Genomic DNA, 15,733 nt, shown 5'->3' on the forward strand with positions numbered 1-15,733 from the left:
AGGACATGAAGGTTCCGGTCAGCCCGCCGAGCGGATGATGCCCAGGGCCTCCTCGACACGGTCGGCATGGGTGCGGAAGCTGAGCACGCACAGGCGCAGGAAGAACCTGCCCTCGATGGTGGTGCTGCTCAGGTACACGCGCCGGCTGGAATTGATCTCGGCCAGGAGCCGTCTGTTGTCCTCGTCCGTCCCGCGCAGCCGGAAGAGCAGCACCGTCAGGTCCGGCTGCCACGGCACCTCGAAGCGCGGGTCCTGGGCGAGGTGGCGGTGGAGGTAGGCGGCGAGGTCGAGTTTCTCGTCCAGTTGCCGTTCGAAGGCCCGTACGCCGTGCAGGTGCAGGGGCAGCCACAGCCGCAGCCCGCGGAACTCCCGGGTCAGCTCCACCCCGAGGTGCCCGAAGTCGGGCAGGTCGTCCATCGGGCTGAGGTCCTGCAGGTACCGGCCGTCGGCCGCGTGGGCGGCATGCAGTACGGCCGGGTCGCGCACCAGCAGCAGGCCCGTGCCGTACGGGAGGAACAGGCTCTTGTGCGGATCCAGCGCGATCGAGTCGGCCGCCTCGATGCCGGCGAGCCGGGCCCGGCCGCGCTCGGTGAGCTGGAATCCCCCACCGTAGGCGGCGTCCACGTGGAACCACAGCCCTTCCCCGCGAGCCAGTTCGCCCAGCTCGGGAAGCGGGTCGACGGTGCCGGAGCTGGTGGTTCCCGCGGTGCCGACCAGCAGGAACGGGCGCAGCCCCGCGGCGCGGTCGGCGGCGATCATCGCGGCCGCCGCCGAAACGTCCATGCGCAGGTCGGCGGTGGCGGGCACGGTACGGATCCGCTCGGCGGGCAGGCCGGCGATGCGGGCCGCCTTGGCGACGCAGTAGTGCGTGTGCTCGGTCACGTACAAGGTGCCGTCTCCCCGGGCGTGGCGCGCGGCGAGCAGCGCCGAGAGCGTCGCCACCGACGCGCCCGTCGTGACCAGCCCGCCCGCGCCCGCGGGCAGCCCGAACCGGTCGCAGAACCAGGTCAGCACCCCGTGCTCCATGGCGACCAGCGCGGGCGCCACCTGGGCCACGCCGGTGAAGCGGTTGACGGTCTGGGCCAGCAGTTCGGCCAGCGCCGCGGTGACCAGCCCGCCCGCCGGGAAGTAGGCGAGATAGCCCGGACCGGCCGTGTCCACGCCTTGCCCGGCGGCCTGGCGGAAGAGCTCCAGGAGCGCGGCGAAGTCGCCAGGACCGTCGCCGGGCGGCCTCCGCAGCGTGGTGGTCAGCCGTTCGGCCTGCTCGTAGTCGCTCGCGGGCGCCGAGTCCAGCTCGCGGACCCAGTCGGCCAGGAAGTCCACCGCCTGCCGGCCCAGCCGCGCGATGGCGGAGGGGTCGAGTTCGAGGGGAAGAGCACGTTCGTCGGTCGTCATGCGGGCACGGTAGATACGCGGCGTACGCGAAGGATTGGACGTTATTGCACCCCACGCTGGTAGGCCCGCGGCGGCACCCCGACGAGGCGGCGGAAGTGCCGCGAGAGATGCGACTGATCGCAGAACCCCACCGTGACCGCCGCCTGCGCCGGCGGCATTCCCTGCCGCAGCAGCTCGCGAGCCTTAGCGACGCGTAGCTGGGTCACGTAGGCGTGCGGCGGCATGCCGTACGCGCGCCGGAACGAGCGCACCAGTGCGTACGGCGTGACTCCTGCCACGGCCGCCAGTTCGGTCAGGCCGGGCGGGTCCGGCATCGTCGCGTGCAGCAGATCCCGTACCTGGGCCACGCTCCGCCTGCCGGTCCTGCGGGCCTGGCGCTGCGGCCGGCGCGTGCCGTACGCGCGGAGCATGAGGGCCAGCAGCGTGTGGAGCTGGGAGTCGGCGGCCAGCGACGCGCCGGACTCCGCCACGCGATGGGCGGCCGCCACCCGCCGGGCCATCCGCGGATCGGCGACCACCCGCCGCTCGAACGACGGGGTCCCGCCGGGCACACCGATCTCGTCGGCGACCTCCCGCACCTGCTCGACGCTCGGGTACAGCACCCGGTACGTCCATCCGTCTGCTGTGTGGGGCCCGCCCGTGTGGACGACGCCCGGCTCGATCAGCACGACCTCGTCCGTGCCCGTGTACTGCACGCCGTCGGCGAACCGGATCTCCTCCTGACCGGCCTCCACCGTCCCGATCGCATAGGTCTCGTGGCTGTGCCGGGCGAACCGGTGCCGGACGAACTGCGCATGCATCAGGTCCAGGCCGCCGAGCCCGTGGTAACGCCAGTAGCGGACAGATTCCACATATCACTTCATAGCGCGAAAGCGGCTGAAACAGCACCAGGTTGGGCGCTCAATCGGGGTCGGCGGACGGCTGTTCGATCGGGAACTGGATGGGGCTGATCAGGTATTGCGTCCGCCCTGGCGCGGGGGGATTGTCCAGCACGGGCAGGATCGCGCGACGCATCTGGGCGATCAGCTCGAGCAACTCCTCCCTGCTGAGCCAGACGGCGTGCTGGCGGTATCCGACGAGGTCCGCCGCCGGATCGGCGTGCTCCTTGTCCAGATAGGCGTTGAACTCGGCGAGCAGGGCGGCCATCGCCACGGCGAACCCGCGCCGATGATCCTCGGGCGTCAGCGACTCGGCGGTGCCGGCGTCGATGGTGGCCCGGTCCTGCCGCAGCCGGTAGAGGCGCTCCACGGCGCCGCGCACGCGCCTCTCCTCGGCCACCTCCAGGATCCCCCCGGCGGCCAGCAGCTCGATGTGCCGGTAGACGGTGGCCTTCGAGACGTCGGGGATGCGAGCGCACAGCTGGGAGGTGGTCAGCGTCCGGCCGCCGCGCAGCGCGTGCACGATGCGCAGCCGTACGGGCTGCCCCAGCAGCTCCAACGGGTCCATTCCCCTACGATCTCATGATGTGCTACCTTTCTCAAAAATCGAGAAAGGTGACAGGGATGGCATCGGATCCGGCGGCGACCGCCACGACAGTGGTCGGAATGGCGCGCGACGGGCGCTTCACGGAAATCGAGGACCTGTTCGCGGCGCCGCTGCGGGCGGTGGTGTCCGCTGAGACGCTCCGGGCCGCCTGGGCCGCCGAGACGGGCGTGAAAGGGCCTGTTTCCGCTGTGGGAGAGCCGGTGAGCGAGCCGATCCAGGAGGGACTGGTCCGGGTGAGCGTTCCGGTGACATGCGAGCGCGGAGGGCTCACGGTCGTCATGTCGGTTGACGACGCCGGCCTGCTGAACGGCCTGCGGCTCGCGCCCGCGAGCGTCGCGCAGTGGGCGCCCCCGCCTTACGCCCGTCCGGAGACGTTCGACGAGCACGAGGTCACCGTCGGCTCCGGCCCGCTGGCCGTGCCGGGCACGTTGAGCCTGCCGCGCGGGGGCGGCCCGTGGCCCGGCGTGGTGCTGCTCAGCGGCGGGGGTCCGTTCGACAGGGACGCCACCAGCGGGCCGAACAAGCCGCTCAAGGACCTGGCCTGGGGGCTGGCCGGCATGGGGGTGGCGGTCCTGCGGTACGACAAGGTGACCCACGTCCACGCCCTGGCGGATGACTTCACGATGGCCGACGAGTACGTCCCGCACACGGTGGCCGCCGTCCACCTGCTCCAGCGCCGGCCGAACGTGGATCCCGCGCGGGTCTTCGTCCTCGGCCACAGCATGGGCGGCAAGGCGGCCCCGCGGATCGCGGCCGCCGAGCCGTCCGTGGCCGGTCTGGTGATCCTGGCCGGTGACGCCCAGCCGATGCACGAGGCCGCCGTCCGCACCGTGCGCTACCTCGCCGCGCTCAACCCCGCTGCGCAGGCGGCCGTCGAGACCATCGAACGGCAGGCCGCCATGGTCGCCGGCCCTGACCTGTCACCCGACACGCCCGCCGCGGAGCTGCTGTTCGGCTGCTCCGGCTCGTACTGGCTGGACATGCGTGGCTACGACCCCGTCGCGACCGCGGCCGCGCTGGACAAGCCGATGCTCCTGCTCCAGGGCGCCCGTGACTACCAGGTGACTGTCGAGGACGACCTCGCGCGGTGGAAGGCGGGGCTCGCGCACCGGCCGGACGTCACGTTCCGCGTCTACGACGCCGACGACCACCTGTTCTTTCCCGGCGAGGGCCCCTCCGGCCCGGCGGATTACGAGCCGGCCCAGCACGTGGACCCGGCCGTCGTCGCGGACATCGCGGAGTGGCTCATCCCTTAGCGACCCCATGGCCCCTACGACGAGGTCCCGCGGTCTCGCTGGAAGGTGGCGTACAACCACCACAGCGACGGCAGCAGCAGGAGCGCGCCCACGGCCAGCGCTCCGAGGCTGGCCGCCAGGACGGAGTCGGTGGCGGCCGCCTCGTCCACAGGGACGCCGGGCAGCGGCGCCGGATACTGCCCGACTCCCCAGCCCCACAGCAGCCCCGTCACGGCCAGCGCGGCGGTGATCCGCACGGCCACGTACGCCCGCCGCCACATCAGCACCAGCGAGGCCAGCCCCGCGAGCACGGACAGCAGGAGGAGCGGCAGCGCCCGCCCCGAGGTGAGCTCGGTGAACAGGCGGGGCGAGTCGGCCCACAGGACGAGCAGGCCCGCGGCCGACAGCACCCCGACGACCACGCCGCAGCCCAGCGCCCGCCGCCGGAAGGCCTCCACGAGATCGGCGTGCCCTTCGCGCTGGGCGTCCCGGGTCAGGTAGACGCAGGCGAGATAGGCCGCGGTGCCGACGGCCAGCGCTCCGGCGATCACGGAGGTGGGGTTCAGCCAGCTGCCCACCAGGTCGCCCTTGGCTATGCCGGGCGGCACCCGGCCCGAGGCGATCGCGCCGGCGACCGTGCCGAGGAAGAACGGGGTGGCGACGGAGGAGAAGGCGAACGCGGCGCCGAACAGCCGCCGCTGCCACAGCTCCGTGGAGACCTTGCGGAAGGCGAAGGCCGCGCCGCGGCCGATGATGCCCAGCGCGGCGAGCGTGAGCGGGATGTAGAGGGTCGAGGCGACGGCGGCGAACACCGACGGGATGCCGGTCCACGTCAGCACGATCACGAAGATCAGCCACACGTGGTTGGCCTCCCACACGGGGCCGATCGAGTGCTCGATCAGTGCCCGCTGCCGCTGCCCCGCCTTGGCGCCGCCGGCGAGCAGGTCCCAGATGCCGCCGCCGAAGTCCGCGCCGCCGAACAGCACGTACGCGGTCAGGCCGAGCCACAGGACCGCGAGCATGATCTCTGGCAGCGGCATGCTCACACGACCTTGTAACCGCTGACGTCGCGTTCCTGAGGCGCGACCGGCACCGGGACGTCGCGGGCCAGGCGGCGCAGCACGTAAACGGTGGCCACGGTCAGCAGCAGGTAGACCACCGCCACCAGCACGAACCCGTACACCAGGCCGGGCGCCGGGTTGACCGCCTGCGACGTGCGCATCACCCTGAAGACGATCCACGGCTGGCGGCCCACCTCGGTGACGACCCAGCCGGCCTCCAGCGCCAGCACCGCGGCCACCCCCGACACCGCCGCCGCACGCAGGAACCAGGGCGATCGGGGCAGGTCACGTCGCCGTCTCCACTCCAACGCCAGCCAGGCGGCCAGGGTCAGCAGGGCGAAGCCCAGCGCGACCATGATCTGGAACGCCCAGTGCACCACGTTGACCGGCGGGCGGTCGGCGGGCGGCACCTCCTCCAGCCCGTGGATCTCGGCGTTCGGATCCCAGTGCGCCAGCAGGGACAGCCCGTACGGGATCTCCAGCGCGTACCGCATCTCGTCGTCGGTCGCGATGCCGCCGAGATGGAGCGGGACCCCGCGCGCGGTCCTGAACACGCCTTCCATGGCGGCGAGCTTGACCGCCTGGTGGTCGGCCACGGAGTGGGCGGCCCAGTCCCCCACGCCGATCTGCACCGGGGTGATGATCGCCGCCACGGTCAGCGGCAGCAGCAGGCCGAGCCGGTGGTAGCGGTCACGGCGGCCCCGCAGCATGGCGACGGCGTAGACGCTCGCGATGCCGAACCCGGTGACCATGAACGCGGCCAGGATCATGTGTGTGGTCATCGGCGGCGTGGACGGGTTGAACATCGCGCCCCACGGGTCGACCGCCACGATGCGGCCGTCCCTCACCTGGAAGCCGGTCGGCTGCTGCATCCACGCGTTGGCGCTGACGACGAAGAACGCGCTGGCCACCCCCGCCAGCACGATCGGGATCCCGGCCAGCATGTGCGTCCTGGGCGGCAGCCGGTCCCAGGCGTACAGGTAGATGCCCACGAAGATGGCCTCGATGAAGAACGCGATGCCCTCCAGGGAGAACGGCAGGCCGATGACCTCACCGTACACGCCCATCATGCCCGGCCACAGCAGGCCCATCTCGAACGACAGGATCGTGCCGGAGACCGCGCCCACCGCGAACAGCACGCCCATCGCCTTGGCCCAGCGGCGGGCCAGCAGCCGGTAGTGCGAATCGGCGCTACGGTGGCCGCGCCACTCGGCGATCAGCGTGATGGCGGGCATCCCGACGCCGAAGCAGGCGAGCACGATGTGCCAGCCCAGCGACAGTGCCATCTGCATCCGCGCGGCCCACAGGTCGGCGCCGCCGACGCCGTCCAGGGCATGAACGGTCATCGCGGCCCCGTGACACATGACCTTCGTTCCCCCGCTGCTCAGATCGATCCCGCCGCGGATCCTCCCCAACATCGGGCACGGGTAACGCCAAGATCCCCTAACGCATCCCTGCAGCTCAGGGGGTCATCCCCCACACCCGCAACTGCGCCGCCGGATCAGGGCCGCCTCCCCAGCCCGGGTCGGTGGCTCGGTGAGCGCGGCGGGCGAGAGGAGCAGGTCCACGGCCTGCTCGGCCATGGCCTGGAGCGGCTGCTCGGTGACCGTCAGCGCGGGAGCGGTGTAGGCACTCTCCGGGGTCCCGTCGAGGCTGATCAGGGCGAGCTGGTCGGGGACGGCGAGGCCGCAGGCCCAGGCGCCGGACAGGATGCCGATGGCCTGCTCGTCGGTGGCCGTGATCAAGGCGCGCGGCATGGCGCCCTCCGAGACGAGGCGGCGAGTCAGGGCGTCCGCCTCGGCACGCGAGTAGTCGCAGCGCAGGAGCACGGGGTCTCCGGAGACGGCCGCGTCCCACGCCTCCCGCCGCACGCCCACGGGCCCTTCGTCGTGCGGCCCCGCCAGGAAGGCGATGCTCCGGTGCCCGTGCCCGCGCAGGTGCGCGGCCGCCTCCCGTACGGCCGCCTGGTTGTCGGCCGCCACCACCGGCGCGTGCCCGTGCGGGGGACCGTGGTGGACGTACACGGCAGGTACGCCGGCCGCCTCGGCCAACGCCGCCGCGTCACCAGCGGTGTCCGCTGAGACGATCACCAGCCCATCGACCTGGGCGGCCAGGAAACGTTCGACGAGATGCCGCTGGCGCTCCGCGGAGAACCCGGCGTTGCCCACCAGCGTGAGCCGGTCGCGCCGCTCGAGCGCCTGCTCGACGTGCCTGGCCAGGGCGCCGAAGTACGGATTGGACGCGTCGGCCAGCACCAGGCCCACCACCCCGGTGGTGCGCGAGCGCAGCGCGCGGGCGATGCGGTTGGGGCGGTAACCGAGCTCGGCCGCCGCGGCCAGGACGCGCTCGCGGGTCGCGGCGGCCACGGGACGGGGGCCGTTGTTGATCACATAGCTGACCACCGCCGTCGAGGTCCCCGCTCTGCGGGCCACGTCGGCCAGAGTGCTCGGGCGTTTCGTCATAGCGGTTTACATTCTCGCATCTAATCGCTTAGATATGGCTATCTAAACGATTAGATCCATGGAGGCGCGCCGTGCTGCCCTTGATCATCGACACCGACACGGGCTCCGACGACGCGGTGGCGCTGCTGCTGGCCGCCGCCGGCAAGCTGGCCGACGTCCGCGCCGTGACCACGGTGGCGGGCAACGTGCCCCTGCCGACCGGCACCCGCAACGCGCTCGTCTCCTTACAGGTGGCCGGGCGCGGCGACATTCCCGTCCACCCCGGCTGCGAGCGTCCGATGACCCGCCTGCTCTCCACCGCCCAGCACGTGCACGGCCATGACGGGATGGGTGACATCGGCCTGCCGGTCCCCGAGCACGCTCCCCAGCCCGAACACGCGGTCGACGTCCTCGTGCATCATCCGCGCCGGCACCCCGACGAGCTGACGCTCGTCACCCTCGGGCCGCTCACCAACCTCGCAGTCGCCCTGCTCCGCGACCGAAACCTGCTCGACCGGTACCGGCACGTCTACTGCATGGCCGGCGCCGCCGACATGCGCGGCAACATCTCGGCCACCGCCGAGTTCAACGTGTGGGCCGATCCCGAGGCCGCCCGGGTGGTGCTGGAGTCGGCCACGCCGGACAAGGTGACCTGGATCGGCTGGGACGTCTCGCGCAAGGACGCCGTCATGACGCCCGCTGACCAACTCCGGCTGGAGCAGCTCGACACCCCCATGGCCGCCTTCGCCCACCGCGTCAACCGCAAGGTCGCCGCGTGGGCCCGGAACGTCACCGGCCTGGACGGATACGACCTGCCCGACCCCGTCGCGATGGCCGTGGCGCTCCGGCCCGAGCTGATCGTCGAGCAGGAGCAGGTGCACGTGGACGTCTCCCTAGGCGACGAGACCTGTGGCCAGCTGATCATCGATCGTCGCCGCTCCGCCCCGGCCCCGAACCTGACGCTGGTCCGGCGGGTCGACGAGCGCGGCTTCAAGCAGCTGCTGTTCGACACCTGTGCCCTGGGAGGACAACAATGACACCGCGTTACGAGCTGCACTGCCACCTCGACGGATCCGTACGCCCGGGCACCGTCGCCGACCTGGCCCGCCGCCAGGGCATCACCCTGGACGGCCCCGTCGAGCGGCTGGTCACGGCGCCCGACGGCTGCGGAAGCCTGGCCGGCTTCCTCACCTACATCGACGTGCCCCTCCTGGTGCTGCAGACGCCCGACGCGTTGAGCAGGGCCGCCCGCGAGCTGGTCGAGGACTGGCATGCAGACGGCGTCGTCTACGGCGAGGTGCGCTTCGCCCCGCAACTGCACGGCCGCCACGGCATGTCCCAGGACGAGGCCGTGGCGGCCGTCGCCGACGGCCTGGCGGCGGGGCGGGCGGCCACCGGGGTGCGTACCGGGCTGCTGCTGTGCTGCCTGCGGCACCAGACGCCGCAGGAGAGCCTCGCCGTCGCCGAGACGGCGCTGCGGCACCGCGACAAGGTGGCCGGACTCGACCTGGCCGGCGACGAGCGGCTGCACGGCGCCGCGCCGCACCGGGCCGCCTTCGACCTCGCCCACTCGGCGGGCCTCCCGTGTACGGTGCACGCCGGGGAGGCGGCGGGCCCGGAGAGCATGTGGGAGGCGATCGACGTGCTCGGCGCGCGCCGGATCGGCCACGGCGTGCGGTGCGCGGGCGACGGCGCGCTGCTCGACCGGCTGCGGCGCGACCGGATCGCCCTGGAGATGTGCCCGACCAGCAACGTGCTGACCGGCGCCGTACCCAGCCTGGCCGAACACCCCGCCACCCGGCTCCTGGCCGCCGGGCTGCCCGTCACCGTCAGCACCGACACGCGCACCACGGCGGCGACCACACTGGCCCAGGAGTTCGCCGGCTGGACGGCCGAGCAGGAGCGGCTCGCCCAGGCTCACGCGGCCGCCGCGGCTTTCGGAACTGAAATTTTCACCGCATCTTGACAGCCCTTGTTGCCAGCCCGGGGGCGAGCGGGTACGGGATCGTGGCCGGCGCGTACAACGGGGTCACGTTCACCTCCGTCAGCACCACCCGGCTCCGCGTCGTGCTGCAGAGCGGCCAGGCCTCGGTCGGGCTGCTGGAGGTACGCGCTTACGGCTGACGCGCGGAAGGGGGCACTCCGGGGGGAGGACGGAGCGGTACGAGCCTGACATCGAACTCGATCTCCTCGTACGGCCCGTCCATCCCCCATCCCCCGGTCCGCGGTCGCGCCTCCCGGATGAGCTCCTCCTTGACCGCGAACGCCGCGTCGGAGCCCAGGTAGGGGTCGCCGGCCAGGAACACGTGCGTGGTCAGCGGCCGGTGGCCCGGCGCGGTGACCCGGTAGTGCAGGTGGGCGGGGCGCATGGGATGGCGTCCGATGGCGTGCAGCAGCCTGCCGGCGGTGCCGTCGGTGGGGACCGGGTAGCTGCTCGGCCGGATCGTACGGAACCAGTAGCGGCCGTCGGCATCGGCGGTGAACAGGCCACGCAGGTTGCCCGGCTCCTGGGCCTCGTCCTGGGAGTCGTACAGGCCGGCGTCGCTGGCCTGCCACAGCTCCACCTTCGCCCCGGCCAGCGGGACGCCGTCGCAGTCCGTGACCCTGCCGTGCACCACGGCCGGGACCGCGCGGTCGCGTTCCGGGCCGTGGCTGATCCAGTCGCCGAGCTCGCGCGCGGGCGCCGGGGAGTGGAAGGGGCCCTGGACGGAGGACGGGGTCATGCCCTCGGGCCCCTCGTGGTTGACGTCGTCGACCGCGCTGGTCAGGCCGAGCATGTCCGACAGCAGGACGAACTCGTCGCGCTCCGGCGTGCACATCCTCCCGGTCTCGATCAGGAAGCCGAGGCCCGCCGTCCATTCCTCCTCGGTGGGCCTGACCTCCTCGACGAAGGCGTGCAGGTGGGTGATGAGTGCGGTGACGACCTCGTTGATCCGGGGGTCGGCCCCGCCGACCTGGCTCAGGACCTGTCGCAGCAGCGGTGTCACACGTTCCTGCCTAAGTGGTCTTGGACTGCACGTCGTCGTACTCGACCGCGTAGTCCTGCTGCGACCGGTCCTTCAGCGCGGCCGCCGCGACTACGCTGATCAACGCACATATCGCCATATATACGGCGATGGCGAACGAGCTCTGGTACGTCGCATATAACCACACCGCGATCAACGGCGCGGGCCCGCCCGCCGTCACCGAGGCCAGCTGGTAGCCGAGCGAGGCCCCGCTGTAGCGCAGCCGCCCGGTGAAGCTCTCGGCGATGAACGTGGCCTGCGGGCCGTACTGGATGTCGTGGATGGGCGCCGTCAGCACGATGGCCAGGAAGACCAGCGAGGGGACGCGGGTGTCGAGCAGCGGCCAGTAGACGAACGACCAGACGACCATGACCGCGGCGCCGATGATGTACAGCCTGCGCCGCCCCACGAGGTCGGAGATGTATCCCCAGAAGGGCACGGTGAACAGGGACACGATTCCGGCGGCGATGACGTACGGATAGATGTCGCCCGCCTTGAACCCCAGGGTCTTGGTGGCGTACGTGAGGATGAAGACGGTGAAGATGTAGAACGGCGCCTGCTGCCCGGTCCTGAGCAGCGCGCTCAGCACGATCTCCCGCCAGTTCCTGACGATGACCTCGCGCACGGGGACGCGCTCGACCCTGTTCTCCTTCAGGAGCTTGGCGAAGACCGGCGTCTCCAGGATGCCGAGCCTGATGTAGAGGCCGACGCCGGCCATCACGATGCTGAGCAGGAACGGAATGCGCCATCCCCAGGTGGGGTCGAGCGGCTGGAACACCTCGAGTGCCAGGTAGCCGAGCACGAGCCCGACCGGCACCCCGAACTGCGGCCAGCTGCCCAGGAACCCGCGCCGCCCGCCACGCGACTTGCCCCACTCGGTGGCCAGGAGCACGGACCCGCCCCACTCGCCGCCGACGCTGATGCCCTGGAGCAGCCGGAGCACGGTCAGCAGGATGCCGCCCCAGATCCCGATCTGCTCGTACGTCGGCAGCACCCCGACCAGCGCGGTGGCGATGCCCATGCTCAGGAGCGTGATGATGAGGGTGGCTTTGCGACCGATCCGGTCGCCGTAGTGCCCGAAGATCGCCGCCCCGATCGGGCGGGCGGCGAACCCGCCGAAGTAGGTGCCCAGAGACAGCAGGAGACCCGTCGTGGGGTCACTCTTCGGGAAGAACAATTCCGCGAAGATCGTGCTGGCGGCGAAGCCGTAGAGGAAGAAGTCGTACCATTCGATCGAGGTGCCCACGGCGGAGGCGATCACCGCCCGGACCAGTTGTCTTCTCGTCTGCTGTTCGGTCGCGTCGAGTCGCTGCTCCTCAACCATCTACCGCTCCTCGGTAGGTCCCGCGTTTCTCGCGACGCTACATGATGCATCATCGATGGTCACGAGCCCTGATTCTCAGGAGGCCTGATGAGTGATGTCCTGAGCCGCTTACGGTCCGCGCCCGCCAAGACGATGGACTCGGCCGAGTACGGGGCCGACTTCGCCGGGAAGTTCGAGGCCGCGAGCGGGGTGCTCTGGAAACTCGAACGCGCTCAGCACTTCGACGAGGGGGATCTGCCGAGCTACCTGGCCATGCTCGCGGGCGACTGGGATTTGGCGATGGAGCTGGCCGACAAGATGCGTCCGGGGTTCCGTGCCGACAATCCCGATCGGATGGACTTCCGGCGGATCAGGGTGACGGAGGAGCCGTTCACCCAATATGTCCGCTGGGAGCTGGCGCTCCTCTCAATGCGCGCCGAGGAAGGCGAGAACAGCCGGGTGGTGCCGGTCTCCGCGGTGCACCCGTACGAGGCCGACGGCCCCGTGCCGGAGCTGGTGCTGTTCAACCCTGCCCTGCTCTATGAAGTGCTCTACGACGAAGCCGGACGGCACATCGGCGCCCGCAAGATCACCGACCGGGACTTCATCGAGCCCTGCATACCGATCCTGGCCGACCTGTTCGAGAAGGGCGAGGACCTGCGTTCCTACTGGACCCTCAGAGGGGGCGCACGCTGATGGCTGAATTAGGGTCCTGAGTGGGTCAGAACATACAGAAGGGGTCAAGCCTGATGAGCGGGGCAGTCACGGCGGTCAGCAGCAACGGCGAGTATTCCTTCACCAAGCCGAACCGGGAGAGCATCACCCTGGTCGCCGGTCTCGGGGTAGAGGGAGACGTCCATGCGGGTGTGACGGTCAAGCACCGCTCTCGGGTCGCTCAGGACCCCACCCAGCCGAACCTGCGTCAGGTCCACCTCATCCACGAGGAGCTCTTCACCCAGGTCGGCGAGGCGGGTTTCACGGTCAGGCCCGGCGAGCTCGGCGAGAACATCACCACCAGGGGCATCGATCTACTCGGCCTGCCGGTCGGCACGCTGCTGCGCATCGGCGACGAGGCCGTTGTGGAGCTGACTGGTCTGCGCAATCCTTGCGTACAGATCGACAACTTCCAGGACGGTCTGCTCAAGCAGGTCGTCGGCCGCGACGGGGCTGGGAACTTGGTGCGCAGGGCCGGGGTCATGAGCATCGTCAGAGCCGGGGGCGTCGTGCGCCCCGGCGACTCGATCAAGGTAGAGCTCCCGGCTGAGCCTCATCGCCCCCTCGACCGGGTCTGACACCAGGCTCCGGCCCAACGGTCCACGACGGCCCGGAGCCCGGTGACCGACCGGGCTCCGGGAGCGAATCACCTGCTCCGGTAAATACGCAGGTAGTCGAACTCGGCGTTGACCGGCGGCGGCCGGTCCGTTCAGCACAGTGAGCGGCGGGCTGCAGCGGGGCGATCGCACGCGGGACTTCCCGTTCCACACCCGACGCGCTACAGGTGTCGTACTCGATGACACCCTTCAGGCGCTGACCTTCAACTGGTGAACACGCTGCTTGGACAGACCCATGACACGAGCCGTGTCCGGCTCCGACCAGCGACTCGTGAGAGCCTTCGCGGCCTTGACGGCCAGCTCTGCCGCGTGCTGGGTGTGAGCCTCGGCCAGCTCCTTCTCGCGGTGGTATTCGGCCACCACACTGGCCACGTCCTCGGGCAGATCGAAGACGAACTCCACGCCAGGGGTGTCCTCGGGCCAAGCCCAGGCGTGGATCTCCGCCAAGTCACGCTCCATCTGCGACAAAGAGCCGGCCACACCGACGCCCTCGGTCTCCCCGGTGGGGCAACGCGACACCCACCGCCCGTTCTCGTGGGTGATGACATAGGTGATCGCCTTACTCATCGGCTCATCCTTTCAGTGACCGCCTCCAGGGGCTTGACGGCTTCAAGGAACAGCTCTGGTCGCAGTCCGGGTCGGCAGGGATCATGACGGGCAGCGCACACATGTCGTCTTCGAGGTGGTACGGCCAGTCAGCAGTTACATCTGCCGCGGCCACTATCGCTGCGACCTCGGCGAGCTTGCGCATGTGCGGGGGAAGGTCGTTGGACGATGTTGTCGCTGGAGTCCGGTCGATCGGCGAGCGCGACGGCTAGTAGGTAGAGACTTCGATCAGGTTTCCATCGGGGTCGCGGAAGTAGACCGACGTTATTGGACCTTGGGCACCGGTCCGCGAGACCGGCCCCTCCTCGACGGGAACACCGCAGGCCTCCAGATGCCGTACGACTTCCTCGATCGGGACTGCGCTGATCAGGCAGAGATCGGCGGACCCAGTCGTCGGCCTGGCGGCCTTGGGGTCGAACTCCTTACCCGCCTCATGCAAGTTGATCTTGTGAACGCCGAAGGCCAACGCACGACGGCCGGCCCCGAACGTCACCGGCTCCATGCCCAGCACCTGGCTGTAGAACGAGACGGACCTCTCGACGTCCGCAACGGTAAGAACCAGGTGGTCAAGGCGCTCGATCCGAATCATGACTCGAATGCTATCCATGGCTCACGCTGCGACTGGAGAAGGTGGCCAGGCGACCACTTTCGACAACTCGTGGAACGCCTGGCCCTCTCCCGCAGTAACAGCTAACCTGCTGTTGTCTTGTAGACCGCGAGCACTAGCGAGCTTGCTAGAGCGAGAGCGATCAACAAGGCGCAGAGACGGGCGGTGCGGCCTGTGCTTCGAATCGTAGACCGCACCGTCCCTCCAATTTCTCGCGCGAGCACTTTCCACCAATCTGGCTCGTAATAGGACATTTCCAAACTCCTTCCTTTGCGTACCGATTTGCTGGGCCAAACGTAGACCTTGATCAGCATGTGCGCCAGCAGCGCCCCAAGCCATCCGGAATAGGAATCTTCTACGTTGGCAAGCAGTTCCACTCCACCGGGAGATGTTTTTCGCCCATGGATTGCCGTGTGTCGACTTTCGACATGTCGAACAGCGGACACTTTTGTATGATTCATCGCCAGATGTGGAGGCAGCCATGTCGCCGGGTACCGACATAGAACTATCGCGCGCTCGCCTACTGGGTGCGCGCAACACATTCGCGTTATCACGGGACGCCATAGAGGCGATCAGGAGCGCGACACGCTTCAAGGTGTCCTACCTCGACGTATGTCGCGGTGAGGTCCCGATCATATTCCGGCACTACGCCGTCGTCCGCACGAGCAAGGTCTCCAACAAAATAAAGGAAGTGGTGCACGACAAAAAGACAAACGAGGCGAGGATTCACGAACGAGCCGTGGAGTCGGTTCAGGAGGATCAAACCGACGTCTGGGAAGTCCAGGGATTTCTTCGGGACACTCCGGAGACGCCTGCTTCCTGGGTCTACGACAATGCTTCAGCCGCCTTATCGTCCTTCGCCTACCTACTCATGAACCATCTCGGCATCAGCCTGCAGACCGACAAAACGACCGACCTTTCCGAGGTTCTCACGCAAATGCTCTTCGCATGCGGAGCCGAGACGACTGACACGGTGCCGCGCATGCCCTTGGACGACAACGACGTGGAGGCTGCCGAACTGGCCGCCTTGGCCGCCAAAGCTATCGAGGCGAAGAACACGGGCACTTCCACCGGGACACGCAAGCGAATAGCGGTAGCCCTTTACGAGCACGGCGAAACGAACATACGGCGGATAAGCTCGCTCACTGGACTTGCTCGGGATACTGTTTACAAAGCACTTCAGGATGAGGGCATCAAACGATAGTGAGGCGCTCACGTATCCCAGGGCCCGTCCGACCCGCCGTCGAGGAGCGGCCGCCGCAGG

17 protein-coding genes are annotated in these 15,733 nt (G+C 69.6%); 7 read left to right on the forward strand and 10 right to left on the reverse strand.

The genetic code is table 11. The annotated features are described in order from the left end of the window. Window positions 1–18: 18 nt before the first annotated feature. From ACQPWU_RS54895 to ACQPWU_RS54905, 3 genes are read right to left on the reverse strand one after another with little or no spacing between them, the layout of a single operon-like run. Window positions 19–1,395 (reverse strand): pyridoxal phosphate-dependent decarboxylase family protein, encoded by a 1,377-nt coding sequence (locus ACQPWU_RS54895; protein ID WP_433435054.1) that lies wholly within the window; start codon window positions 1,393–1,395, stop codon window positions 19–21. A gap of 41 nt (window positions 1,396–1,436) precedes the next feature. Beyond that, on the reverse strand, window positions 1,437–2,246 hold the full coding sequence (locus tag ACQPWU_RS54900) for an AraC family ligand binding domain-containing protein (RefSeq protein ID WP_433435055.1): 810 nt from the start codon (window positions 2,244–2,246) through the stop codon (window positions 1,437–1,439). A gap of 49 nt (window positions 2,247–2,295) precedes the next feature. Continuing rightward, window positions 2,296–2,841, reverse strand: coding sequence for a helix-turn-helix domain-containing protein (locus tag ACQPWU_RS54905; RefSeq protein ID WP_433435056.1), 546 nt, complete (start codon window positions 2,839–2,841; stop codon window positions 2,296–2,298). Between the two features lie 56 nt (window positions 2,842–2,897). Between ACQPWU_RS54905 and ACQPWU_RS54910 the strand changes: the two genes are divergently transcribed. After that, window positions 2,898–4,136, forward strand: coding sequence for a serine aminopeptidase domain-containing protein (locus tag ACQPWU_RS54910; RefSeq protein ID WP_433435057.1), 1,239 nt, complete (start codon window positions 2,898–2,900; stop codon window positions 4,134–4,136). A gap of 14 nt (window positions 4,137–4,150) precedes the next feature. Here ACQPWU_RS54910 and ACQPWU_RS54915 read toward each other — a convergent pair whose 3' ends face one another. The 3 genes from ACQPWU_RS54915 to ACQPWU_RS54925 form a co-directional block, all read right to left on the reverse strand. Then, window positions 4,151–5,155, reverse strand: a complete 1,005-nt coding sequence (locus tag ACQPWU_RS54915; RefSeq protein WP_433435058.1) for a cytochrome d ubiquinol oxidase subunit II — start codon at window positions 5,153–5,155, stop codon at window positions 4,151–4,153. A gap of 2 nt (window positions 5,156–5,157) precedes the next feature. Beyond that, window positions 5,158–6,522 carry a cytochrome ubiquinol oxidase subunit I gene (locus ACQPWU_RS54920; protein WP_433435059.1) on the reverse strand — a complete coding sequence of 455 codons (1,365 nt, stop codon included), beginning with the start codon at window positions 6,520–6,522 and terminating at the stop codon, window positions 5,158–5,160. Window positions 6,523–6,645: 123 nt separating this feature from the next. Beyond that, window positions 6,646–7,638 (reverse strand): LacI family DNA-binding transcriptional regulator, encoded by a 993-nt coding sequence (locus tag ACQPWU_RS54925; RefSeq protein WP_433435060.1) that lies wholly within the window; start codon window positions 7,636–7,638, stop codon window positions 6,646–6,648. A 71-nt stretch (window positions 7,639–7,709) separates the two neighbouring features. Here ACQPWU_RS54925 and ACQPWU_RS54930 point away from each other — a divergent pair, with 71 nt between their 5' ends. The 3 genes from ACQPWU_RS54930 to ACQPWU_RS54940 are packed head-to-tail and all read left to right on the forward strand — an operon-like array spanning window position 7,710 to window position 9,741. Then, complete coding sequence (locus ACQPWU_RS54930; RefSeq protein ID WP_433435061.1) at window positions 7,710–8,654, forward strand: nucleoside hydrolase; 945 nt, start codon at window positions 7,710–7,712, stop codon at window positions 8,652–8,654. Beyond that, on the forward strand, window positions 8,651–9,583 hold the full coding sequence (gene add, locus ACQPWU_RS54935) for an adenosine deaminase (protein WP_433435062.1): 933 nt from the start codon (window positions 8,651–8,653) through the stop codon (window positions 9,581–9,583). Before ACQPWU_RS54930 ends, add begins: the two co-directional genes overlap by 4 nt. Continuing rightward, window positions 9,580–9,741: a hypothetical protein gene (locus ACQPWU_RS54940; RefSeq protein ID WP_433435063.1), complete on the forward strand. Its 162-nt coding sequence runs from the start codon at window positions 9,580–9,582 to the stop codon at window positions 9,739–9,741. Before add ends, ACQPWU_RS54940 begins: the two co-directional genes overlap by 4 nt. Here ACQPWU_RS54940 and ACQPWU_RS54945 read toward each other — a convergent pair. Together ACQPWU_RS54945 and ACQPWU_RS54950 are read right to left on the reverse strand one after the other, a co-directional pair. After that, on the reverse strand, window positions 9,732–10,604 hold the full coding sequence (locus tag ACQPWU_RS54945) for a dioxygenase (protein WP_433435064.1): 873 nt from the start codon (window positions 10,602–10,604) through the stop codon (window positions 9,732–9,734). The two genes, ACQPWU_RS54940 and ACQPWU_RS54945, sit on opposite strands and share 10 nt — an antisense overlap. Before the next feature lie 10 nt (window positions 10,605–10,614). Further along, a complete protein-coding gene (locus ACQPWU_RS54950; RefSeq protein WP_433435065.1) occupies window positions 10,615–11,946 on the reverse strand; it encodes an MFS transporter in 1,332 nt (443 codons plus the stop codon). 87 nt (window positions 11,947–12,033) lie between these two features. Here ACQPWU_RS54950 and ACQPWU_RS54955 point away from each other — a divergent pair, with 87 nt between their 5' ends. Both ACQPWU_RS54955 and ACQPWU_RS54960 read left to right on the forward strand, forming a co-directional pair. Then, window positions 12,034–12,621, forward strand: coding sequence for a DUF6879 family protein (locus ACQPWU_RS54955; protein ID WP_433435066.1), 588 nt, complete (start codon window positions 12,034–12,036; stop codon window positions 12,619–12,621). 53 nt (window positions 12,622–12,674) lie between these two features. Further along, entirely contained in the window at window positions 12,675–13,217 is a 543-nt protein-coding gene (locus ACQPWU_RS54960; protein WP_433435067.1) for an MOSC domain-containing protein, read from the forward strand. Window positions 13,218–13,445: 228 nt separating this feature from the next. On the opposite strand, the gene ACQPWU_RS54965 is transcribed toward ACQPWU_RS54960, so the two are convergent. After that, window positions 13,446–13,823 carry a hypothetical protein gene (locus tag ACQPWU_RS54965; protein WP_433435068.1) on the reverse strand — a complete coding sequence of 126 codons (378 nt, stop codon included), beginning with the start codon at window positions 13,821–13,823 and terminating at the stop codon, window positions 13,446–13,448. Window positions 13,824–14,070: 247 nt separating this feature from the next. After that, entirely contained in the window at window positions 14,071–14,451 is a 381-nt protein-coding gene (locus tag ACQPWU_RS54970) for a VOC family protein (RefSeq protein WP_433435069.1), read from the reverse strand. A 499-nt stretch (window positions 14,452–14,950) separates the two neighbouring features. Between ACQPWU_RS54970 and ACQPWU_RS54975 the strand changes: the two genes are divergently transcribed. After that, window positions 14,951–15,673 (forward strand): hypothetical protein, encoded by a 723-nt coding sequence (locus ACQPWU_RS54975; protein WP_433435070.1) that lies wholly within the window; start codon window positions 14,951–14,953, stop codon window positions 15,671–15,673. The last annotated feature ends 60 nt before the right edge of the window (window positions 15,674–15,733 follow it).

The sequence above is a fragment of the Nonomuraea sp. CA-141351 genome, assembly GCF_050944675.1.
Classification (GTDB): domain Bacteria; phylum Actinomycetota; class Actinomycetes; order Streptosporangiales; family Streptosporangiaceae; genus Nonomuraea.